The 20,833-nt window shown below is 69.1% G+C and carries 23 protein-coding genes; 21 read left to right on the forward strand and 2 right to left on the reverse strand.

The genetic code is table 11. From position 1 onward, the window contains the following. Positions 1-109 precede the first annotated feature (109 nt). Positions 110-691 carry an HD domain-containing protein gene (locus H9Y04_RS36215; RefSeq protein ID WP_187818438.1) on the forward strand — a complete coding sequence of 194 codons (582 nt, stop codon included), beginning with the start codon at positions 110-112 and terminating at the stop codon, positions 689-691. Here H9Y04_RS36215 and H9Y04_RS36220 read toward each other — a convergent pair. Both H9Y04_RS36220 and H9Y04_RS36225 read right to left on the reverse strand, forming a co-directional pair. Then, a complete protein-coding gene (locus H9Y04_RS36220; protein WP_187818439.1) occupies positions 679-1,146 on the reverse strand; it encodes an NUDIX hydrolase in 468 nt (155 codons plus the stop codon). The two genes, H9Y04_RS36215 and H9Y04_RS36220, sit on opposite strands and share 13 nt — an antisense overlap. Positions 1,147-1,149: 3 nt before the next feature. Beyond that, a complete protein-coding gene (locus H9Y04_RS36225; RefSeq protein WP_187818440.1) occupies positions 1,150-1,893 on the reverse strand; it encodes a helix-turn-helix domain-containing protein in 744 nt (247 codons plus the stop codon). 92 nt (positions 1,894-1,985) lie between these two features. Between H9Y04_RS36225 and H9Y04_RS36230 the strand changes: the two genes are divergently transcribed. The 20 genes from H9Y04_RS36230 to H9Y04_RS36325 all read left to right on the forward strand — a co-directional run bounded on the left by H9Y04_RS36230 (position 1,986) and on the right by H9Y04_RS36325 (position 20,831). Beyond that, on the forward strand, positions 1,986-2,684 hold the full coding sequence (locus H9Y04_RS36230) for an HAD family hydrolase (RefSeq protein ID WP_187818441.1): 699 nt from the start codon (positions 1,986-1,988) through the stop codon (positions 2,682-2,684). Positions 2,685-2,858: 174 nt separating this feature from the next. Further along, a complete protein-coding gene (locus H9Y04_RS36235) occupies positions 2,859-4,877 on the forward strand; it encodes a sugar phosphate nucleotidyltransferase (protein ID WP_187818442.1) in 2,019 nt (672 codons plus the stop codon). Next, the gene (locus tag H9Y04_RS36240; RefSeq protein ID WP_187818443.1) at positions 4,861-6,222 is read left to right on the forward strand and encodes a glycosyltransferase family 2 protein; all 1,362 of its coding nucleotides are present in this window, start codon (positions 4,861-4,863) and stop codon (positions 6,220-6,222) included. The genes H9Y04_RS36235 and H9Y04_RS36240 overlap by 17 nt, the downstream gene beginning before the upstream one ends. Then, the gene (locus tag H9Y04_RS36245; protein WP_236071901.1) at positions 6,219-7,112 is read left to right on the forward strand and encodes an aminoglycoside phosphotransferase family protein; all 894 of its coding nucleotides are present in this window, start codon (positions 6,219-6,221) and stop codon (positions 7,110-7,112) included. The genes H9Y04_RS36240 and H9Y04_RS36245 overlap by 4 nt, the downstream gene beginning before the upstream one ends. Further along, on the forward strand, positions 7,109-7,807 hold the full coding sequence (locus H9Y04_RS36250; RefSeq protein WP_187818445.1) for an SDR family NAD(P)-dependent oxidoreductase: 699 nt from the start codon (positions 7,109-7,111) through the stop codon (positions 7,805-7,807). The genes H9Y04_RS36245 and H9Y04_RS36250 overlap by 4 nt, the downstream gene beginning before the upstream one ends. Positions 7,808-7,837: 30 nt before the next feature. After that, positions 7,838-8,863, forward strand: coding sequence for a Gfo/Idh/MocA family protein (locus H9Y04_RS36255; protein ID WP_187818446.1), 1,026 nt, complete (start codon positions 7,838-7,840; stop codon positions 8,861-8,863). Beyond that, a complete protein-coding gene (locus tag H9Y04_RS36260; protein ID WP_187818447.1) occupies positions 8,860-10,557 on the forward strand; it encodes an HAD-IA family hydrolase in 1,698 nt (565 codons plus the stop codon). The genes H9Y04_RS36255 and H9Y04_RS36260 overlap by 4 nt, the downstream gene beginning before the upstream one ends. Beyond that, a complete protein-coding gene (locus H9Y04_RS36265) occupies positions 10,554-11,666 on the forward strand; it encodes a hypothetical protein (protein WP_187818448.1) in 1,113 nt (370 codons plus the stop codon). The genes H9Y04_RS36260 and H9Y04_RS36265 overlap by 4 nt, the downstream gene beginning before the upstream one ends. A 12-nt stretch (positions 11,667-11,678) precedes the next feature. After that, a complete protein-coding gene (locus H9Y04_RS36270) occupies positions 11,679-12,119 on the forward strand; it encodes an NUDIX domain-containing protein (RefSeq protein ID WP_187818449.1) in 441 nt (146 codons plus the stop codon). Further along, on the forward strand, positions 12,109-12,963 hold the full coding sequence (locus tag H9Y04_RS36275) for a phosphotransferase enzyme family protein (protein ID WP_187818450.1): 855 nt from the start codon (positions 12,109-12,111) through the stop codon (positions 12,961-12,963). Before H9Y04_RS36270 ends, H9Y04_RS36275 begins: the two co-directional genes overlap by 11 nt. Positions 12,964-13,262: 299 nt before the next feature. Then, positions 13,263-13,769, forward strand: a complete 507-nt coding sequence (locus H9Y04_RS36280; protein ID WP_187818451.1) for an ATP-binding protein — start codon at positions 13,263-13,265, stop codon at positions 13,767-13,769. A 323-nt stretch (positions 13,770-14,092) separates the two neighbouring features. Beyond that, positions 14,093-14,515 (forward strand): hypothetical protein, encoded by a 423-nt coding sequence (locus tag H9Y04_RS36285; protein WP_187818452.1) that lies wholly within the window; start codon positions 14,093-14,095, stop codon positions 14,513-14,515. A gap of 266 nt (positions 14,516-14,781) precedes the next feature. Continuing rightward, positions 14,782-15,399 carry a hypothetical protein gene (locus H9Y04_RS36290; RefSeq protein ID WP_308801620.1) on the forward strand — a complete coding sequence of 206 codons (618 nt, stop codon included), beginning with the start codon at positions 14,782-14,784 and terminating at the stop codon, positions 15,397-15,399. Between the two features lie 224 nt (positions 15,400-15,623). After that, the gene (locus H9Y04_RS36295; protein ID WP_187818453.1) at positions 15,624-16,211 is read left to right on the forward strand and encodes an SAF domain-containing protein; all 588 of its coding nucleotides are present in this window, start codon (positions 15,624-15,626) and stop codon (positions 16,209-16,211) included. Between the two features lie 53 nt (positions 16,212-16,264). Further along, positions 16,265-17,053 carry a hypothetical protein gene (locus H9Y04_RS36300; protein WP_187818454.1) on the forward strand — a complete coding sequence of 263 codons (789 nt, stop codon included), beginning with the start codon at positions 16,265-16,267 and terminating at the stop codon, positions 17,051-17,053. After that, entirely contained in the window at positions 17,050-18,393 is a 1,344-nt protein-coding gene (locus H9Y04_RS36305; RefSeq protein ID WP_187818455.1) for a TadA family conjugal transfer-associated ATPase, read from the forward strand. Before H9Y04_RS36300 ends, H9Y04_RS36305 begins: the two co-directional genes overlap by 4 nt. Beyond that, positions 18,390-19,259, forward strand: coding sequence for a type II secretion system F family protein (locus H9Y04_RS36310; RefSeq protein ID WP_187818456.1), 870 nt, complete (start codon positions 18,390-18,392; stop codon positions 19,257-19,259). The genes H9Y04_RS36305 and H9Y04_RS36310 overlap by 4 nt, the downstream gene beginning before the upstream one ends. Then, positions 19,259-20,164, forward strand: coding sequence for a type II secretion system F family protein (locus H9Y04_RS36315; RefSeq protein WP_214661987.1), 906 nt, complete (start codon positions 19,259-19,261; stop codon positions 20,162-20,164). Before H9Y04_RS36310 ends, H9Y04_RS36315 begins: the two co-directional genes overlap by 1 nt. Before the next feature lie 39 nt (positions 20,165-20,203). Beyond that, entirely contained in the window at positions 20,204-20,401 is a 198-nt protein-coding gene (locus H9Y04_RS36320) for a hypothetical protein (RefSeq protein WP_308801593.1), read from the forward strand. A 70-nt stretch (positions 20,402-20,471) separates the two neighbouring features. Next, complete coding sequence (locus tag H9Y04_RS36325; RefSeq protein ID WP_187818569.1) at positions 20,472-20,831, forward strand: TadE/TadG family type IV pilus assembly protein; 360 nt, start codon at positions 20,472-20,474, stop codon at positions 20,829-20,831. The last annotated feature ends 2 nt before the right edge of the window (positions 20,832-20,833 follow it).

The following is a 20,833-nucleotide window of genomic DNA, read 5'->3' on the forward strand; positions in this document are numbered from 1 at the left end:
ACCCCGACCCAGTCTGGCGGCCCGCACGGGTTCGGAACGGGCGTTAGGCGGCCCTGGGGCATCATCCGGTGCTACGGACGTCGGCTTCCCGATTGTCTAGGATCCCGGTATGTCTGCCGTAACTTGGGCGTACGAGCTTGCGGAGTCGTTGCTGAGCGACGCGTTGCCGCGCAGGTGGGCGCATACCCAAGGTGTCGGCGGGCGGGCGGCCGAGCTTGCGCCGGTCCTGGGTTCGGACGCGGAGCTGCTGGAGTCGGCGGCTGTTCTACACGACATCGGCTACGCGCCGCCGCTTACGGAGTCAGGCTTTCACCCGCTTGACGGGGCCCGCTATCTACGAGATCACGTCAAGATCGACGAGCGGATTGTGCGGCTCGTGGCCAACCATTCCTTCGCGCCCTTGGAGGCCGAGGAGCGCGGTCTGCGCGAGTATCTCAAGTCCGAGTTCCCGTTGTTCGACAACGAGTTGCTTGTGGACGCGCTCGTGTACTGCGACATGACGACGACCTCAGACGGGCAGCGCACGACGTCGGCGGAGCGGGTAGCCGAGATCCTCGGCCGGTACGGAGCGGACAGCGTCGTAGGGCGGTTCATCCGGCGGGCCGCGCCCGAGATTCACGCGAGCGTGGCGCGGATCGAGGCGCGGCGGTCCGCACACGGCCTGTCGGCCGGCGGGGCTCAGCCGAGGTAGGGGTAGGTGCCCTGCAGGTAGTGGCCGATCTGCTCGTGCATGCTCGGGTGGATGTCCAGTGAGGCGAGTTCCGCCTCGGTGGCCCAACGGACGCCGTCCGCCTCGTCGTTGATGGTGGGGGTGCCGCCGACGGGGCGGCCGATGTACACCGTCTCGTATTGCTGGCGGATCTCGCCGTCGGTGTACGCGATGATGTGCGCCGGGTTGGAGTAGACGCCGAGGAAGCCGGTGACTTCGGCGATGATGCCGGTCTCCTCCTCGCATTCGCGGACCGCGCACTGGGCGGGGCTTTCGCCGATGTCCTGGGCGCCGCCGGGCAGTGCCCACTGGCCAGTGTCGCGGCGGCGCTGCAGGAGGATGGCGCCCTCGGCGTTGACGACCAGGAGGTTGCTGGCGGGGATGAGGGTGTTGGCCTTGGGTGCTTTGGGGTCGTGGTAGTACTCGGTCCTGCCCATGGGTTACTGCTCCTTGTGGTCGGGCGCCCAGGGGCGGGCGGTCTTCCATACGGCGTCGAAGCTCATCGTGTACGACTCGAACCATTCCGTGTGGGCGGTGCGGTGCAGCTGCAGTATCGGGTTGGCGCTGGCCGGCTGGCCCCAGATGTGCGGGTTGACCAGGAGATGGTCGTCGTACCGGAAGAGCGAGTTGTACAGGGTGGTGTCGTGGAGGCGGATCTCGCAACCTGGTGTGCCGATGAGGTCGCGGTAGTAGGTGAGTGAGGCGCGGATCTTGGCGGCCAGGGTGTCGCCGATGCCCTCTTCCACGCCGCGGGTGACGACGGCCTGGCCGGTCGGGTCGCCGAAGCAGAGGCGGATTTGAACGCCTGCCGTGGCGCGCTGGCGGAGCATGCGGGCGATCTGCGGGTTGGTCTGGGCGAAGAAGGTTCCGGAGAAGACGAGGACGTCGATCTGCTGCGTGGCGTCGCGAAGAAGCGACAGCCACAGGTCACGGGGGACGCTGGCACGGTTGATGAAGGGCGCGAGCGCCGGACGTTCGTTTTCGGACGGTGATTTGGGCTGCTCGGGCCATAAGTAGGTCTCGTCACGGTCCAGTTGCTGGGAGACGGCCCAGCGGTGGCGGCGGTGCGGGATGCGACCCCCGACCCACCTGCTCACAGTCTTCGGGTCGACCGAGCATGCCTCGGCCAGCTCTTCGAGCGTCAGACCACGCTCGATGATGGCGGTACGCAGTCGCTCGTTCACTCCAACTATCCAACCCGATGGAGCGGGAGCTGTGCAGGGGATCTGATCGTTTGCGCCAGGATGGCTGAACGTAGCTGTTTAGGGTGGGTCCTGTGCCGCTCATCGTGCTCTGGGATATCGACCACACACTCATCGACAACGCGGGCGTCAGCAAGGAGATTTACGCGGCGGCCTTCGAGAGGGTCGCGGGACGAGCCGCGGTGTATCCGGCCCGTACGGAGGGGCGGACGGACCGGCTGATTCTCGCAGGCATGTTCCGTGACCATGGGCTGGACACCCCTGCCTGGCCGGACCTGCTGCCCGCCTTGGAAGCCGCCGGCAAGGGCCGTGAGACCGAACTCGCCCGCCGGGGCCGGGTGCTTCCCGGTGTGCGAGACGCGCTCGTCGCGGTGGCGGCCGCGCCGGACGTGGTGTCATCCGTGCTGACCGGCAATATCCGGGCCAATGCCCGAGTAAAGCTCGCCCCGTTCGGCCTGGACGTGCTGCTTGACCTCGAATGCGGCGCATACGGGGCGGACGCCGATGACCGGGCCGCACTCGTCGACGTCGCGCGGGAACGGATGAACACCCGCCACGGCCTTGCTCGTAACGTCCCCGTCGTCCTGATCGGTGATACCCCCCGCGACGTTGAGGCAGCACTGAACTCCGGCGCACACATCATCGCGGTGGCCTCCGGCATCCACGAGGAGGGCGAGCTCCGCGCGGCCGGCGCCACCCTCGTGCTCCCCGACCTGCGCAACACCCCTGCCCTGCTAGAGCATTTGCGCACCCTCGCGGGTCCGGCCGAGTAAGACGTCCCGGGACGTCCCGGAGAAGTCCCGGCGCGGCGTTCGGCGTCCCGGCGGTCAGCGGCACGCTGTTGGCCGCCGGTCATCCGAACTCTTCGGTGGTCGGCGTGACCTTGGGCCTGACGGGCCTGTCGTGACGGCGCGAGGGGGACGATCTTCATGGAGCCAGTTGAGTTCATGCTCCGTCTCCCGCGTCAGCCTGCCTCGGCCGGCGCCGCCCGGCACGCGATCGTCGAGCGGCTCACCGCTCACGGGGTCGTACGGGACGGTGACGTACGCGATGCGCTGCGGCTTGTGGTCAGCGAGTTGGTGACCAACGCGGTGTGCCACACGGTCGGCGATGAGGTCGTGGTCGCGGTTGCTGCTGATCGGCACCGCGTACGGGTGGAGGTTGGTGACCTGTGCAGTGCCTTGCCGCGTAGACGCGAGCCGGAGGCCGAGGACGAGCATGGACGTGGGCTCCTACTCGTCGAGGCCCTCGCGGCACGCCACGGTGTGAGCCCCACCGCGGAGGGCAAGCGCTGCTGGGCGGAGTTGGACCTCCCGGAGCACGAAGTCCCTGGACAGGCACAACCTCAACGGCAGGCCGTCATACTCTCGGCCGGATTCGGTACACGGATCGCGATCGTTTCGCGCGGGCGGCCGAAAGCGACCGTGACCACGGGAGCCCGTCCCGTACTCGTCTCGCAGCTCCAGCAATTGCATGCCGCCGGAGTGCGGCACTTCGTGATCGTGCACGCGCCGGGGGACGACCGGCAGATCCGCACCCTGGTGGAGCAGGTCTTCGCGGGCGCCGGTTTCGAACTGCGCCTTGTCGTCCAGGCCGTGCCGTACGGCCCGCTGAACGCGCTGGCGCAGGCCGCTCCGTATCTGCTCCCGGACGGGGACGTCACGCTCGTCCTCGGTGACACCTTGATCGGTGACCTGGGGGCTCTGCCGCCGGACTCCGTCGCGGTCAGCCGGGTGGAGGCGGCCCAGGACTACTGCGTGGTCGGGACGGATGACGCGGGCCGCATCATCGCGTACGCCGACAAGCCGCAGGGCGCCGAGCTGTCGCAGCACGCGGTCGTGGGGGTGTACCGGTTCGCAGACAGCCGCCGCCTGCGGACACTTCTCAGCGACGAGGTGCCACCCCAGGCCGAGCTGAGCGTGATCCTGCGGGCCTACGGAGCGCAGCGGCCGTTGAGCGCCGTGCCGGTGGAGCTGTGGTGGGATCTCGGTTCGTACGACCGGTACGTGACCGCCAACCGGACATCGCTAAGTGGCCGGGCGGACCACAGCTTCGCAGTGACCGACGACGGCACCGTGGTCAAGCGCGGGGACGGAACGCTGATGGCCGCGCAGGCGGGCTGGTACCGCTCGCTGCCCGATACGGCCGCTGGCCTCGCACCCCGACTGCTCGGCGAGGGCGAGGGCTGGTATCGCATCGAGCTGATGGACTACCCCAGCCTCGCCGAGCTCCTGCTGTTCGAGCCGCTGCCCGCAGCGACCTGGCGTCACGTCCTGGCCCGACTCCTGCAGGTGATGGAGAGCAGGCTGTGGGCGCCGACCCGGCGGACAGACTCTGGTGCGGCCGAGTGGTGCGAGCGGAAGTACGTCGACAAGACCGAACAGCGCCTTGCGTCTTGGAAGCACTGGGACCGGGTGCGTGAAGAGCGACTCGTCGTCAACGGTGTGCAGCTTCCGGCCTTCGACGAGGTGTGGCCCTCGGCCGGGAACGCGCTGCGCTCCCTGGCCGCCACGAGCGGGTCGAGCAGCTTGGTGCACGGCGACATGACGTTCTCCAACATCCTGCTCACGCGCGGCTTCGGGACGTTCAAGCTCCTCGACCCGGGGACGACCTTCAGCGACACCTGGGGCGGCGACGTCCGCTATGACCTCGCCAAACTCCGCCAGTCCTACGCAGGCGGATACGACGCCCTGCGGGAAGACCTCTTCACGCTGCACCGCGCCACGCCCACCAGCTGGGCGCTCCAGGTCTTTCCCCGGCCGAGCCCGATCGCCCAGGTCGGCGACGACCTCATCGCCGAGGCCGGGTTCGACATCGACGAGGTACGGCTCCTGGAAGCGACCCAGTTCCTGTCGATGGTGCCGCTTCACCACGAGAACTCCGACCGCCAGTACGCCCTCTACGCCCGCGGGCTGATGCTCCTGGCTGCTGTTTTGGAAGGACAACCACATGCGCTCCGCTTCTGACGTCGCACGCAAGGTCGCTGTCAGCGCACTCGCGGCCCACCTGGTGTGGGAGGGCACCACCTTGCTCCGCGCGCGCCAGACGGCTCGCACTGCCCTGCGCCGTCCTGGGACACCGCCCACCGTGCCCGCCACGGCGCCGGCCGTGGTGCATCTCCTCGTCCCCGGGCTGCGTGAACAGCCCTACGTTCCACGGACGGTGGCCGCCTTCACCGCCGTACGGGACGCCTATCCGCACGCGTACATCTGGTTCGTGACCACCGCGCGCGAGGAGGGCGGACCAGACGCAGAGCCCACGACCCGGGAGCTACTGGAGAAGGAACTCGGCGCACAGGACGCCTCGCGCATGGCCGTCATCGAGGATCCCCGGCCGGTCGGGAACAAGGCGTCCCAGCTCAACTGGGCGGTGGAGCACATCGACCGGATCAGTGAGGTGGACGAGCGACGTGCCTGGATCGGCGTCTTCGACTTCGACTCCCAGCCGCCCGCCGATCTGGCGGCATGGGTCGCCGCGACCGCGGACGGCCCGGACGAGGAGCCCGACGTGATTCAGGCAGTACCCGTGGGGACGCAATGTCTCGCCGGGCCGCCGGCCAGTGCCGCGGCTCGGGCGGTCATCTATTCCGAGGCGCTCCATCAAGCGGTCCGCAGCCTGGGCGTGGAGCGGTGGAAGCTCGACCGAGCGACGACAGGCCGGCGGATGCCGCAGTACCTCGTCGGCGCAGGGATGTTCCTGCGACGCGACGTCCTGCGCACTGCAGGCGGCTTTCCGTACGTGGACGATGTGCCACTGGGATACCGGCTGTTCCTGCACCAGGCCCGCTTCACGACGGTGCCGGTGCTGAACCGAGTGGATCTCCCCGACACCGTCTCCGCCCACCTGACCTCGCTCAAGTTCATCGCGCGCGGCATCACCAGCTGGCCCGGCGTCCTGCGAGACTCCCGCAGGCACCGGTCGGTCCGCGCGCTTGATCGGATACGTCTGGCCGGACTCGGCATCACCGACACCGCCGAGATCACAGTGCTGCCGTGGCTGGGCGCGGCACTCACCCCGTACCTGCTGCGGAGCGGCTGGCGCGGCCGGGCACTCGCTGCCGCGTGGTGGGCACTGCCGCCGCTCCAGAGCGCCGTGATGTGTCGCCTCCTCGCAGACAAACTGGATGCCGCGACGTGGAACGTGTCACCGGGCGCTCTGGCTGGGACAAGCGTTGGGCGGCGCTTCTGGCGGACCCTCGGTGCGTGGCGGCTTGCCGGGGACGCCGTGCGTGCCGCGGTGTCGGGCCAGACGATCGCGTACGGAAAGGCGACTCGCTCCGCCGCCCCGGCTGGGGCGGTGGAGGGTCGATGACGGTTCATGACCACTGGTGCCCGGGAACAGCGAGAGCACCGCAGAGCGCGGCGCCAAGCCGCGACGGAGAGTACGAGAACCGGGTCTCCCCACTCGCTGATCCCGCCGTGTTGATCAAGCAGTACGCGCGTGAGGAACGCTTCACCAGCGAGGTACGCGCGTTACTCATCCTCGGCCCGCACGGCCTCAGCCCTCAGGCAAAGGCGGTCTGTGCGGAGCACCGGACGCTGCTCATGACCAGGACCGAGGGCCGACCACTTCGTGAAGTGCTTCTCGGCGGTCGTGACGATGAACGGATCGCCGCCCAACTCGGGCAGATCGTCCGCCGCCTTCACCAAGTCCCGGCTCCTTGCACCGGCCCACTGGGCGCGCCTTCGCCTCTGCCGTGGACGGAGTTCCTGACCGCGCACCTGCAGATGCGGATCACCACGCTTCCCGTGAGCCCTCGGGACGCCGACCGGCTCTGGGAATGGCTGGAGAAACGTCTCGCCAGGCTCTTGCCCCTCGACAACCCCCGGATGCTGCACCACGACCTGAAGCCCGCCAACCTCCTGCGCATGCCCGGCGGCAGCCTCCGGCTGTGCGACTTCGACCAGGCACGCGGGGGCGATCCGCTGAGCGACCTGGGCAAGTTGTGGTGGCGCACCTTCGCCACCCAGCACACCGGTCCGTGGCGGGCCTTCAGCCGCGCCTACGGTCTTGAACCGGAGGCGGAGGAGCCGATCCTCTTCTACCTCGTCGTCCATTGCGTTGGTGCCCTGGCGTATTGGCATGACAACGCCCGCCCCAGCTACTTCCGCCACGCTCGCGCCGCGACTCTGCTCCTGGCTCAACACACCGGGGTGCACTGCCCATTGACCGTACGACGCGCCGAGAAGACGAAGCGGTGAGCCGGCCCTTGGGGATCGTCGTCGTCGGCGCGGGCAGCGGCTTCGGCGCCGCCCTCGCCCAGGACCTGGCCGCATCTGGGCACCGCGTCTTGGCCGGCTCCCGCCGCGCTCGGCCAGCGAACCTGCCCGCGCCGTACGCGCGCGTGGACGTCACGCTCGCCGAATCGGTGACCCGCTTTGCCGAAGAGGCCCACGAACTCCTCGGGCAGATCGACGGCCTCGTGTACTGCGCCGCTGACCCCGGAGCGGTCGCCCGCGCCTGGGAAGTTGATCCGCAGGACGCCTCCCGAGTCCTGGAGGTCTCCCTGCTCGGCCTCGTCCGTATCGCGGGCGCTTTCGTCCCTGCCCTGCGCCAGGCCGGCCGGGGCAGCATCGTCACGGTCGGATCCCAGGCCGCCCGCACACCCATCGACCTGCTCGCTGTTTACGGCGCGGCCAAAGCCGCCGCCGAGGCGTACACCCGCAGCCTGGCGCAAGAGCTGCACGGCACCGGCGTCCGGGCGAACGTCATCGGCATCGCCGCCGAGACCGACCTCGCGCGGACCCACCGCACCGTCAAGGCCGAACTTCGGGGACGGCCCAGCCCGCACCCACCTCTGCCGCCCGTCAACGACAGTCTGCCGCTGGCCCGTTGGCTCCTGACCGACGACGCCCGCCACGTGACCGGCCAGACCATCGAAGCCCGCCAGCCCTGACCCGCTCCATCGCACCCAAGGAGATCCGTCGTGCCCGTATCGATTGCCGCCATCGGCTTCGGCCGCCACTTCCGCCGCAGCCTCCTGCCCAACCTCCTCGGCTGTGAACGCTTCACCCTGAGCGCCATCGCAGAGAAGGACCCCGAAACCCGCGCCGAGGCGGCCACACGATTCCCCGGCCTCCCTGTGCTGAGCGACGCGAAGGAAGTACTGGACAGCCCCGTCGACGCCGTCCTGATCAGCACCCACCCCGCCGGACATGTGGAGCTGACCCGCGCCGCACTGCAAGCAGGCAAGCACGTCTTCGTTGAAAAGCCCCTCGGCACCGACCCCGCCGCGGTACGCGAACTCGCCGCTCTGGCACGCGAGCAGCACCGCACAGTGGCGGTCGGCACCATGTGGCGGCACGCACCGGCGCACCGCCTCGTCGACCAGTGGCTCGCCGAACACCACGCAGCTGCCCGGCTGCTGGACATCGCGGTCAGCTTCCCCTCGGTCTACGCCCGCGACGGCTGGGACCTGAGCGCCGAGGAGCTGGCGTTCTACGACATGTTCATCCACCCTCTGGACTGGGCACGCCACCTGCTCGGTGGTGTTGGCGACGTCGATGCCGTGCTTCTCGGGGGAGCCAGGGACGGCGAAGTCACCACCTGCATCCGCCTCCTCAGCCCTTCCGGAGAGGCCGTCGCCACCATCAACGCGACCACTGGCTCCCACGCCTATCAAGTCGCCACCTGGCTGCACACGACAACCGGGGACCTGATCGAGGTGGACACCAAGGACCGGCTGCGCGTCACCACGTCGCCCACCTGGTCCGGCACCGAGGGCTCGCTCCGCGACCGAGCGACACTTGGCTGGGAAGCCGGACAGCTCTACCGCGGCTGGGCCCGCAAGGGATACGCCGAGGAGCTGACCGCCTTCGCCGACCGCATCGAAGCGCCTTCCCCGCACACGGAGCCGGACGTGAGCGAGCTCGACGGCGCCGCCGACACCCTCGAACTCATCGGCCGCTGCCTGTCTCAGATACAGCCCGGCATATCGGCAGCCGCCATATGAGATCCGCTGGTGGCGAGTCGGCCGCCCCGCAGAATGGTCTGGCGGCACTACTCCTCGACTTCGACGGCGTCATCATCGACTCCGAATACGCCCACTACATGGCCTGGCGCGAGGAGTTCGAACGCTTCGGCCTGTGGCTGGCCACCGATACCTGGGCCGAGCACTGGGCCAGCGGCCGCACCCTCGGTGCGCCCCGCAAGCAGCCCGTCACGGCCTTGCTCGAAGCACGCCTCGGCCGGCCGCTAGAAGATGCGGTTGCTGAGCGAGTTCGCGCGCGCTACGTCGCTTTGCGGGACGCCTTGCCGCTGCGCCCCGGCATCGCCGCCTGGATCAAAGAGGGCACGGCCCGCGGCTTGCGCTGCGCCGTGGTCACGGACGGTTCCTCGCCGTACGTGCAGACCATCCTCGACCGGCTCGGCCTGGCCGACGACATTGCGCTCGTCGTGGGCCGATCCGCGCACCGCACCGCCAAGCCCGCACCCGACGGCTACCGAGACGCCCTCACGTACCTCAACATCACCGGCGAGCAGGCCGTGGCGGTCGAGGACTCGCCCCACGGCGTAGCCGCAGCCCGCGCTGCAGGACTTCCGGTCATAGCCACACCGAACCGCGTGACCTCGCCTCTCCTCGCTCCTGCGCCGAAGGTGGTGATCGCCGATCCGCAACTGATGACCTTGGGCAGGTCACTTGCTCTGCTCGATCCGCCCGAGCGCTCGGCGAGGCCACGCGCTCGGCCAACGGTGCCGCCCGTCGCACGGATCCGGGGCTGTCTCGCCGGCATCGGCCTCGGTGACGCCCTCGGCAAGGTCATCGACAAACGCACTCGCACCACCCTGGATCCCGAGACCACCGACATGCTCGACGCTTTCGCGAAGGACACCGCGCCACCCGCGGTCTTCAGCGGCCGGATCACCGACGACACCGTCTTGACCCTGGCCGTCGCCGCGTCGATCGGCACTCTCGGCCTCCCCCACCGTGACGCGCTCGAAGCCAAGCTGCGGCACATCAACCCCCACGGCGGTCGCCAGATCTACAAACTCCGCGAATCTGAAGAAACGTTCGCTCTCGCTACGGACGGCGATACCAACGGCTGTGTCGCCCGCTCCGCCGCGCTCGCAGCGCTCCACACGCCAGACGACCTCGGAGAGCTCGCGTACGACACCCTCAAGACCGCGACGCTCACGCATGGTGACCCGGAGGCGATCGTGGCCGCCCTCCTCTTCGCGGTCGCACTGTGCCACGCGTTCGCGGGAGACTCCACCGAAGACACCGTACGAGCTCTGCATGTGCGGGCGCCAAAACTCGTACGGCTGGCTGGAGGCGGCCGCAAGGTCGCGGAGCACGTCCTTGCGCACGCTCCTGCAGGTGACGGCGTGCCGTACTCCCCGGCCGAGTACATCGACGAACTCGAGGAGACCGTGGGGCTGGGCGTACGCGCCCGCTCCTCGGCCGTCGCGGGGATCCTCCTCGGGCTGTCCGGCATCCCGGCCAGGGATTTGGTCCCCGCCCTTCTTCAACGGCGGCACGGCGGGGACCTCGACTCGGTCGCCGCCCTGGCCTGCGGGCTCACCTACGCGTTCCACCCGGAGGAGGTGCCGGAGCCGTGGGTCACCCGCGTCGAGCGGTACGCCAAGACCTCATTCCAAGGCACAGCATCCGCCCTCGACGGCCTGCGGGCGAAAAGGACTCGATGACTTCCGAGATCAGCGACTGGTTCCGCACCGTTGTCGAAGCCGCTCACGCCACGGGCCGACACCGGCGCCTCGATACCGTCCTCGGCCCGATCAACATCCTCGCCGAACCGTTAGCCGAACCGGCGCCGAACTGGCCGTCAACGGCCCTGCACCAAGGGGCGGCGTCCTCGCCGTTCGCCACTGTGGTGATCACCCGCAGTCGGCCGCCGGCCGCCGTGGACCGCCTCCTCCGCAGCCCCGCTGCACGGCACAGCAACTACCAAGGACACGGTGCGTTTCCCGTGCGGTGGCTCCCAGGAACCCACTGGCTTGCCCGATATACCCACGGTCCTTACGTCCTACGGCACGGTCGAAACGTGATCATCGCGGGCGCCGACCACACCACCGCCCAGACCTGGACCGATCGCGTGCTGCGCGAAGTCCTCATCCATGCGGGCCGTGCGCACGGGTTCCGGCTGTGCCACGGCGCAGCCCTCGCGTTCGACAAAGACCATGGCCTGCTGTTGACCGGGGAGAGCGGAGCAGGCAAGACCGACCTCGCCCTGAAGCTCGCCCGTGCTCTCACAGCCTCCGTCGTGACCGTCGACCGCGGCATCCTGGGGCACCGCGACGGCCATCCAGCCGTCGGAACGCTGCCCTTCGGGATGAACGTCCACCACGGCACGCTCACAGACCTCGGCGTTGTCACCGAGACGCTCGCCGACCAGTACCCGCCGGTCCACGGCAAGCACTACCTCAGCGTGGCCGACACCCAAGGCTGGTGCCGCGTCACCGTGCAGCCATGGGCTCGCATTTCCGGCGTCATCGCCGTCGTACGGTCAAGAGACGCACCGACCAGGTGGCGACGCCTGAAACACCACGAGATCCTCGCGGTCCTGGCCGCCGCCGACACCGGCGCCTCCGACCCCGGCTACCAAACCGACTGGCTCGGATTGACCCCGGTCCAGTCCCCGGAGCGTCGGACGCCTTACGGCTCACTCGATGGCTGGCTGCTGCACTACCGTCCACAGGACGCCCTGCCCCACGACTGGATCAATGACCTCGCGAACGTCGCTCCGCCCGCCCCCACCCCGTACGTGTGCTGCAAGAAGCAACAGCAAGAAGCGTAAGAAGGGTCAACTGTGACAACCAAGTACAGCGTCGAGTGCTGGATCTTCGCCCCCGACCAGCGCGTCCTCCTGCTCCAGGTCCCAGCCCGCCCCGGCAAACACGACGCCTTCTGGCAGCCCGTCACCGGCGGTATCGAAGGCACGGAGACCCCGCGCGAAGCCGTCCTGCGGGAGATCGCCGAGGAGACGGCACTGCAGCTCACGGCAGGTGACGTCCACGAGGTGGCCACCGGGATCGACGTCGTGATCTCACCGGAGCTGACCGTCAGCAAGACCCTCTTCACCGCGAACGCCCCGCACACCGACGTCGTTACCGCCCCCGACGAACACCAGGACCACCAGTGGGTTGCGGCCGACCATGTGGCCGCGGCCCTCTTCTGGGACAGCAACCGCGAAACGTGGAACACGGTCCAGAAGTACCTCACTGCCGAAAGCCACGCCGATGACGCGTGACATCCAGACGCAGATCGCCTCGGCGGTGCAGTGCGACCTCGTTCCGCTCACTCACGGCCAACGACACAACAACACCCACTTCCGCGGTGACCGTGACGGCAGCCCGCACCTGTTCATCAAGGTCACGACCAGTGACCGCAGTTACGTGTCCGAGACTGGCGCCCTGATGCTCCTGCAGTCGACCGGGCTACCGACACCACAGCTTGTTGCCCATGGCGAACTCGCACCATCCGGGCACTGGCTCGCGTTTACCTGGCACGACTTCCACTCCTTCGCCCCAGTCCCGCACGCCATCGAGGAAGCGGGCCGCATTCTCGGTCGCCTGCACGCCACGACCGCCGGCGCGACCTCACCCCACCTGCGGCGCTACGGCAGAGTCCCCGAGCTCATCGAGGCCAAAGCCGCTCTAGTCGCCGAGTTCGACGAGCCCTTGGCCGCACGTATCCGCGCACTCCGCGATGCGATCATGGCCCGAACGGCAGCCGCTCTCGGCGAGCACACCTGCCTCCTTCACGGCGACATGGGCTGGCGCAACCTCCACCAGGACGCCGACAACAAGCTCTGGATCTTCGACTTCGAGCACGCGGCAATCGGCCATCCTCTCCTGGACTTCGCCAAGCTTTGGGACCGCGAACTGGACGCCGCCGACGCCCGCAAGGCGTTCCTCACAGGCTACGGCGAGGAGCAACGCGACATCGCTGTGGACCTCTCCGCCATCGACGCCGTCCGCCTCTGGGCCGCCGCAGGAGTCTTCCCGTACGCCCGCCCTCGCCAGGACCACGACTTCGAGCGACATGCGTATCTCATTCTCGACCGACTGGAGTGGGAGGATTCCGTGCTGTAGCTGACAGCCCACGGGAGCGCGAGCAAGAGCGCCTTTTCCGAGCTCAGGGGGTCGCCGAAAGCACTTTGGAGAGTGGGCTTCCGCTTTTCCAGAGCACCGGGTGTCGTCGATGTGTCCCTGATCGCGATTCCCTCGGAGGCCGTCGTGCTGTCCCCTGCCCTGCTCGCCACTGTCCTGCTGCTGGCCGCCGTGCTCTTGAGCGTCCCGGTCGCCCTGGGGGACGTTCGCACCCTGGTCCGTCCACCGGGCCGTCACCGTCGTCCGTCTCAGCGCCGTCACGGCCTGCGTGGAGGATCGCGATGACGACAACACCCCCCTGCGCTCGTGGCGTTGTGGTGTACCGGTGGACGAGCTGCACCCCCAGTCCCGCTGTTGCGGCGCGGGCCGTGCTGCGCCGCGTCCTGGCGCGGCTTCACTTACCTGAGGACACGGTGAGCGACTGCGTTCTGGCGGCATCCGAACTCGTCGCCAACGCCACTGAACACGCCTGCGGTCCGTACGAACTCAGGCTGCGGCGCACACGGGCCGAGTACATCTGCGAAGTCCGCGACGGCGACTCCGAGATCCCAGACCTGCCCGCCTTTCCCGCCACATCCCCGTTCGCTCCGGTCGAGGCCGCCCGTGGAGGTGGGCTCGACGCCCTCTGCGCTCTCCTGTCAGAACGAGGGCGAGGGCTTCAGATCGTCAACGAACTCGCCCGTGGGGCCTGGGGGATGAGATCCGACAGCCCGAATGGAAAGTTTGTGTGGTTCGCCTTTTCGGCCCAGGCGAATCGGAGCAGTCGTCCCAGTTCCACGATCGAGTGAACTCCGATAGTTCTCCGGCGAGTCGCCGCTGCTCAGAGCGTCACCGTGGCAAGCGAAGGAAGTTCTGCTTCCGCTTCGCGTTTGCGTGACGGCGAGCAGGGGAGGAAGCGGATCACCTGGGGCGATTGCAAAGCGTGACATCGCATCGCCGTGAGTGACTGTTGCGCGCGTAGTGGGGGTTGGCCGTGGTGGGAGTCCAGAGCGAGGGCCGGAGATCCGTAGTCGGAGCGGTAGTCGCCGTGATGGCGGTGCTCGGGGTCGGCGCGTGCGACACCGCCGAGACGTCTGACGACGGTGCGAGGTCGAAACCCTCGGTTGCGTCCGTGACTTCCACGCCGACTCCGTCAGGCGGAGGGGCGGAGCGGGCGGCCATCGCCGCGTATCAGGAGATGTGGAAGGACGCGTCGGTCGCGTCGCGGACTGCTGATGAACACCACCCTCAACTTGACGATCACGCCAGTGATGGCGCCCTCGGGCTGCTGCGCGTCATGCAGCGCGAGACGCGCAAAGCCGGACAGGTGTCCGCAGGTGAGCCGAAGGCGGCACCTGACATCGTGTCGGCTGGTAACGGCCAGGTCGAGCTCCGCGACTGCGTAGACGGGACTGGCTGGGTCACGTACGAGAAGGGGGCTGATCCGAAGAGCGCGGAGCCTGGAGGGCATCACCTTACGGAAGCCACGGTGACGCTCACCAAGAGCGGCTGGAAGGTGTCGAAGCTGTTCTGGCGAGGTGCCGGGTCATGTTGAGCAGAGGGCTCCGAGGCCGGAGTGTGAGGGCGGGGACCTGCGTCCTGTCTGCAGGAATGGTCCTGATGGGCGGATGGTGTGGCGCGGGGTGGGCTGTCAGCGGTGGTGACGAGCCCGGGGCCATGGGGAAAGCGGTCAACGTCGGTTGCTCGTCGCCCAGATGCGGGATGTCGGTTCGTGCGGAGCAGGCTCCGCCGCCCCGCAGTCGACACGTTGCCGATCATGCGTCGTCGTCGCGCCCAGGACGTGGTGGCGCGTTGGCCAGTGTGAAGGTCGTGCCGACGGTGAAGTCGACAGGCTGTGAGTACGTCGTCGAGGGCGGACTGTGCGTGGTTCCGCAGTTCGGGGGCGGGCCGATGGAAGCAGAACCAGCGGGCGGCGATGGGGCGGACCCCGTGCCGGTGGAAGTGGTGGTGCGCCAGGCGGTCGGGGAGTTGCGGATGCCGGAGCCGGTGATCCGTACGAATCCGGATGAGGATGCCGCGCAGTTGGTGCGGGTGCCGACCTGGATGTGGATCGACAAGGGGGTGTGGAAGCCGGTTTCGAAGACGGTGGCCGTACCGGGAGTATCGGTGACGGCGACCGCGACACCGGTCGAGGCCGTGTGGGTCATGGGTGACGGGTCGAGCGTGGTGTGTACGGGACCCGGCACGCCGTACTCGGTGGAGTTCGCGGCAGATGAGCCATCGCCGGACTGCGGCCACACCTATGAGAAGTCGTCGGCCGGGCAGCCAGGCGAGGCCTACACCGTTATCGCCACGATCACTTGGGACGTGGTCTGGCACGGGGGTGGCCAACAGGGCGTGATTCCGGGGCTGGAGACGCAGGCGGAGTTGCCGTTGCGAGTCGCTGAAGCGCAGGCGCTGGTCACGGGCGGGGCGTGAGCGCCGGCCGGTAGGTCCGGACGCCGACAGGGTCCCGTGCGCAGAAGGCGGGGCGGATTTCTCATCATGAAAGGCGAATTATGGGTACCTCCATGTCTACTTCAAGTCGGGCGCAGGGTGTCGCTGATGTGTGGGCGCGGTTGCGGTCGCAGCAGCGTTCGGCGCGGGCGCCGTCGCCTGGTGGTGATCCAGTGCGTGCGCGCTCCCGGGTACGGCCGGGATTGGTGGCCTTGTCGCTGGCGGGGATGCTCGCGATCGGCGCACTCGTCGCGTGGTTGCTGGGCACGGCAGGCGAGCGGGTCCCGGTGCTCTCGGTGGCGCGGCCGGTGGCGGCCGGGCAGGTGATCGAAGCAGCCGACCTGCGGGTGGTGCGGCTCGGCATCGATGACGCCTCGCAGGTGGTGCCTGCTGAGAAGCGCGGTGCGGTGGTCGGACATCGGGCGGTGGTGCCGCTTGCGGCCAGCACGTTGCTGGGGCCCGCACAGGTGGGGACGGCGGCGGCGTATCCGCCGGCGGGCAAGGCGCAGATGGTCGTGGCGGTGGAGGAGGAGATGCTGCCCGCCGGGATCACGGCCGGGCAGCGGATCGCGCTGGTACCGGGAGCGGGGCCTGGCGGGCGAGTCGGGGCCGATGAGAAGGACAAGCTGCCGGACCCGCTGGTGGGGGTGGTGAGCGCGGTCAGCCGCCCGCCGGCGGCCTCGGGCAAGGGTGCTGTAACCGTGCTGCTGGACGCCGCGGCTGTCCGGTCGGCGGCACAGCTGGCCGATCCGAGGATCGCGGTGCTCGGGCCACAGGCGACGGAGGTGCCGTGATGCGGCGCATGGTGGCGGTTGGTTCTCTGTCCGGGGCGCCAGGGGTGACCACGATGAGCCTGGCGCTGGCGGCGGCCTGGCCGCACGCGAGCGGCGGAGTCCGGCCGGTGGTGGTTGAGGCGGACGTGTCCGGTGGGGACTTGGCTACGCGGTTCGCGCTCTCGGACGCCGCTGGGTTGATGGCTCTGGCGGCCGGCGCCCGCCGAGGGTCACCGGAGAAGGAGCTGGACGCCTGTGTCCAGGACGTGCCCGGTGGACTGCGGGCGGTGGTGGCACCAGCGGGCGCGGAGCAGGCGGCCGCGAGCGTCGCCGAGGTCGCGGCCTGCGTCGAGGTACTGCGCGGCGACGAGGACACCGAAGGAGTCGTCGTGCTGGACCTGGGGCGTCTGGTGGACGGCCCGACGCGGGATTTGGCGCGTGCGGCGGATGGTCTGGTGCTCGTGTGCGCCGGCCGGGTGGACGCTCTCGTACATGCCGCCGTGCGCGGTTCCTGGCTGGAGGGTGCGCCTTTCGAGGTGGTCGTCATGGGGGCGTGTGACTACCCGCAAGTCGAGATCGCCGAGGCATTGAAGATGCGCCGGGACCGGATCCATCTGGTGGGGTTCGACGCGCGGGCCTCGGCCGCGCTGGACGGACGAGGGCAAGTGGGCCGGCGGCGCTGGCGGCGCTCCGCACTCACGGCGGGGGCGAGTGCCCTGGCCGTACGTCTGGGGCAGCAGCGTACGGACGGCCCGGAGTTGGAGGCAACCGGCGAGCTGGCACAGATTGCCGGCCGTGTCGGGCCGAAGGCCATCGAGGGCGGCTGGGACCTGCACAGCGAGCCGACGGGAGGCGCCACGTGAAGGACAAGGACGTACTTGCAGCGGTGGAAGAGCAGGTGGCGACCGATTCGATCAGGGAGTCGATCGCTAAGACGCTGAGCTCCTTCGCACACACGCGCAGCGAGTCCGGGCTGCCGGTACAGGATGGCGCGGAGCGCCGGGTCTTGGCCCGGCGACTGCTGACGGACGAGATCACCGCGTACAACCAGACGCGACTGCGGGCCGGGCGGCCCGCCCTGGGCGATGACGCGCTGGAGCGCATTGAGCGCAGTGTCTTGGAGAGGCTGTTCGGTCTGGGTCCGCTTGAGGATCTCCTGGCCGACGAGATGGTGGAGAACATTCATATCAACGGGGCCGACCGGGTCTTCGTCCGGTACGCGGACGGCCGGGTGCGGCGGTGTGGTCCGGTGGCCGCCTCCGATGGTGAACTGATCGATCTGGTACGGCGGATCGCGGCACGGGCCGGACAAGAGGAACGGCGCTTCGACCGCGCCTCGCCCACGCTGAACGTCGCGCTGCCGGACGGCTCACGATTGTTCGCGGTGATGGGTGTGTCGAGCCGCGTCTCCTTGGCGATCCGCAAGCACCGATTCAAGCAGGCCACCATCGCCGACCTGGTGACCAGGCTGAACGTGTGCGACAAGGCGCTGGCCGCGTTGTTGGAAGCGGCCGTCAGAGCGCGCAAGAACATCATGGTCTCGGGCGGAACGAACACCGGCAAGACGACCGCATTGCACTGCCTAACCTCGGCGATCGATCCGAGCGAGCGGATCGTGACGATCGAGGACACCTTCGAACTCGGCCTGCACGAGAACCTCGAGGCGCACCCCAACGTAGTGGCCCTTCAGGCCAGGGAGGCGAACCTGGAGGGCGAGGGAGCCATCGACCAGGCCGAACTGGTCCGGTGCGGTCTGCGGATGTCCCCGGACCGGGTGATCGTCGGCGAGGTACGCGGAGCCGAGGTCATTCCGATGTGCAACGCCATGTCCCAGGGCAACGACGGCTCGCTGTCCACCATCCACTCCTCCACGTCGGCCGGTGTATTCACCAAGCTCGCCGCGTACGCGGCGCAGTCGCCGGAGCGGCTGTCGCTGGAGGCCACCAACTTGATGATCGCCTCCGCGTTGCACTTCGTGGTCCACCTCGGCTGGGACCGCGAGGGACGCCGCGCCATCGACTCGGTACGCGAAGTGGTCGGCGCGGACGGGGCGATGGTCGTCTCCAACGAGATCTACCGCCCCGGCCCCGACGGCCGAGCGGTTCCCGCGGCTCCGCTGCGCACCGAATCCCTGGACGACCTGGTGCACGCCGGACTCGACCTCGGTGTGCTGCGCGGCGAGAGGTGGAGGAACGCGGGATGACCACGACACGGATGCTGATCGGCCTTGCCCTGGGATGCGGGTTCGCGGCCTGCGTCGGACTGTTCGTGCTGGCGCTGCGCGGTGGCCCGCGCGTCAAGCCGCGCCTGCGAGGCCGGCTGCCTGCCGACGTGGGAGGGCGGTCGCTGCTGATCGCCGGAGCCGTCGCGGTGACGGTCGGGATAGTGACCGGCTGGCCCGTCGCCGCGCTCCTCACCTTCACTGGCGTCCTCACGCTGCCGAGGCTGCTGGGCGGGGACCGGCAGGCCGCGGCACGTACCGAGCGGCTTGAGGCGATCGCAACCTGGACCGAGATGCTGCGCGACACCCTCTCGGCCGCGGCCGGTCTGGAGCAGGCCATCCTGGCTACCGTTCCCGTGGCCCCACCCGCGCTGAAGGTTCCGGCTGAGGCGCTGGCCGCGCGGATCGAGGACGGAGCACCGCTGGCCGATGCGTTGCGGGCGTTCGCCGACGAAGTTGACGATCCCGTCGCCGATATGGCCGTCGCCGCCCTGGTGATGGCCGCTGAGCGCCAGGCACGCCAACTCGCCCCGCTCCTTGGCGCGCTGGCGCAGTCCACGCGCGAGCAGGTCGTCATGCGGCTTCGCACCGAAGCTGGGCGGGCCCGGGTACGCACCTCGGTACGGGTGATCACCGCGACCACGCTCGGCCTGGCGGCCGGCCTGGTGGTTCTCAACCGTCCCTATCTAGGGCCGTACGGAACCGGGCTGGGGCAGCTGGTGCTGGGCCTGGTCGGGGCGCTGTTCGGTGTCGGCCTGTGGTGGCTGGCGAAGATCGCGACTCTGGGCGAGGAATCCAGGGTCCTCAAGGGCGTTGCGACCTCAGGCGCAGGTGGGGGTGGCCGGTGATGGGCATCCTCCTCGGGATCGTCTTCGGGGCGTTTCTGACCCTGCTCGTGTACGCGCTCAATCCACCGCGCCCTTCGCTGGCCCAACGGGTCGCGGCACTGGGCAGGCCACCCGCAGTGGCCTTGCCCGCGCCCCGAGGACGGGACGCGGATGCAGCGGAGGGTTGGGCCGCGCGGGCAGGACGCAGGGCCGTGCCCGCGTTGAAGTCGCTGGGTCTGCCGGGTGCTTCACTCGGTCGTGACCTGCGGCTGGCGGAGATCAGTGTGGAGTCGTTCCTGGCGGAGAAGGCCATCGCCGCCCTGATCGGAGTGATCGCACCCGGTGCGGCAGTGGCGGCGCTGTGGGGCGCGACCGGGTCCGGGCCTGGCTGGCAGGTCACGGGTGCGGCGTCGTTGGTGGTCGGCGTGGTTCTGTTCTTCGCCCCCGACTTCAACGTCCGCAGCGCCGCGCGCAAGCGTCGCGAAGAACTGCGCCACACCCTGTCGGTGTTCCTCAACCTCACGGTGGTCGCCCTCGCTGGCGGCGCGGGTATCCACCAGGCGCTCACCGACGCCGGCTCGCTGATGCACGGCTGGGCTGCCTCACAGTTGCGCCGTGCGCTCACGGCGGCGGACGTCGGGCGGACCGGTGTGTGGGACGAGATCGGCGCGTTGGGCCGCCACAGCGGCGTACGGGAGTTGACCGAACTTTCCGCGAGCGTGGCCCTCGCGGGCAGCGAGGGCGCCAAGATCCGAGCGTCGTTGGAGGCGAAGGCGGCTGCGATGCGCACGCGTCGTTTGGCAGAGGCCGACGGGGCCGCGCAGGCGGCCACCGAGCGGATGTCGCTGCCGGTGGTCGTCATGTTCGCCGGATTTTTGATCTTCATTGGGTTCCCTGCTCTGCACAAAGTGCTGGCGGGAATGTGAGAGGTCCTGCACCACACAACTCGTCGGAGGGACAACGCCGTGTTCGTGACTATCCGTTCTGTCACTGCCCGGACGCGTGGCTGGGCTCGTCAGGTCAGGAAGGGGCTTGCCGATGATGCCGGGTACTCGACCGAGACGGTCATCGTCACCGCGCTGCTGGTCATCATGGGAATCGCGGTCATCGGCATCATCGCCGCGAAGGTCCTTGGCAAGGCCTCAGGCATCGATCTTGGGTGATCGGTCGAAGGCCCAGGTCAGGGAACTGCCCAGGTCGGGGAGGCGAGCGAGGCTGGATGACCGGGGCGCTGTGAGCACGGACTTGGTTGTCGCGATGCCGCTACTGGCCTTCCTGCTGCTGCTCATCGTGCAGTTCGCGCTCGCCGCCCACGCCCAGCACATCGCCCAGACCGCCGCCTCGCGTGCGCTGGCCGCTGCCCGTGCTCAGGACGCCACCGCCGGCCAGGGCAGCGCCGAGGCGGCGGACACGCTGAAACTGCTCGGTGGCAAGGTCCTGTTGGCGCCAACGGTGCACGTGCGGCGCGGGGCTCAGAGTGTGGCCGTGGATGTGCGCGGGGATGTCGTCGCGATCGTGCCTGGCCTTGATCTTCGGGTGTCGGGGCATGCGGCGGGGCCGGTGGAGAAGTGGACCACGGATGCGGGCGGGTGAGC

It is taken from the genome of Streptomyces polyasparticus (assembly GCF_014493765.1).
Lineage (GTDB): Bacteria > Actinomycetota > Actinomycetes > Streptomycetales > Streptomycetaceae > Streptomyces > Streptomyces polyasparticus.

Bases quoted from the DNA above. Each gene is read 5' to 3' on its own strand.
- H9Y04_RS36245 (WP_236071901.1), top strand. From the start codon at position 6,219: ATGACGGTTCATGACCACTGGTGCCCGGGAACAGCGAGAGCACCGCAG.
- H9Y04_RS36220 (WP_187818439.1), bottom strand. From the start codon at position 1,146: ATGGGCAGGACCGAGTACTACCACGACCCCAAAGCACCCAAGGCCAAC.
- H9Y04_RS36240 (WP_187818443.1), top strand. From the start codon at position 4,861: ATGCGCTCCGCTTCTGACGTCGCACGCAAGGTCGCTGTCAGCGCACTC.
- H9Y04_RS36275 (WP_187818450.1), top strand. From the start codon at position 12,109: ATGACGCGTGACATCCAGACGCAGATCGCCTCGGCGGTGCAGTGCGAC.
- H9Y04_RS36260 (WP_187818447.1), top strand. From the start codon at position 8,860: ATGAGATCCGCTGGTGGCGAGTCGGCCGCCCCGCAGAATGGTCTGGCG.
- H9Y04_RS36235 (WP_187818442.1), top strand. From the start codon at position 2,859: ATGCTCCGTCTCCCGCGTCAGCCTGCCTCGGCCGGCGCCGCCCGGCAC.
- H9Y04_RS36265 (WP_187818448.1), top strand. From the start codon at position 10,554: ATGACTTCCGAGATCAGCGACTGGTTCCGCACCGTTGTCGAAGCCGCT.
- H9Y04_RS36310 (WP_187818456.1), top strand. From the start codon at position 18,390: ATGACCACGACACGGATGCTGATCGGCCTTGCCCTGGGATGCGGGTTC.
- H9Y04_RS36215 (WP_187818438.1), top strand. From the start codon at position 110: ATGTCTGCCGTAACTTGGGCGTACGAGCTTGCGGAGTCGTTGCTGAGC.
- H9Y04_RS36280 (WP_187818451.1), top strand. From the start codon at position 13,263: ATGACGACAACACCCCCCTGCGCTCGTGGCGTTGTGGTGTACCGGTGG.
- H9Y04_RS36300 (WP_187818454.1), top strand. From the start codon at position 16,265: ATGAGCCTGGCGCTGGCGGCGGCCTGGCCGCACGCGAGCGGCGGAGTC.
- H9Y04_RS36315 (WP_214661987.1), top strand. From the start codon at position 19,259: ATGGGCATCCTCCTCGGGATCGTCTTCGGGGCGTTTCTGACCCTGCTC.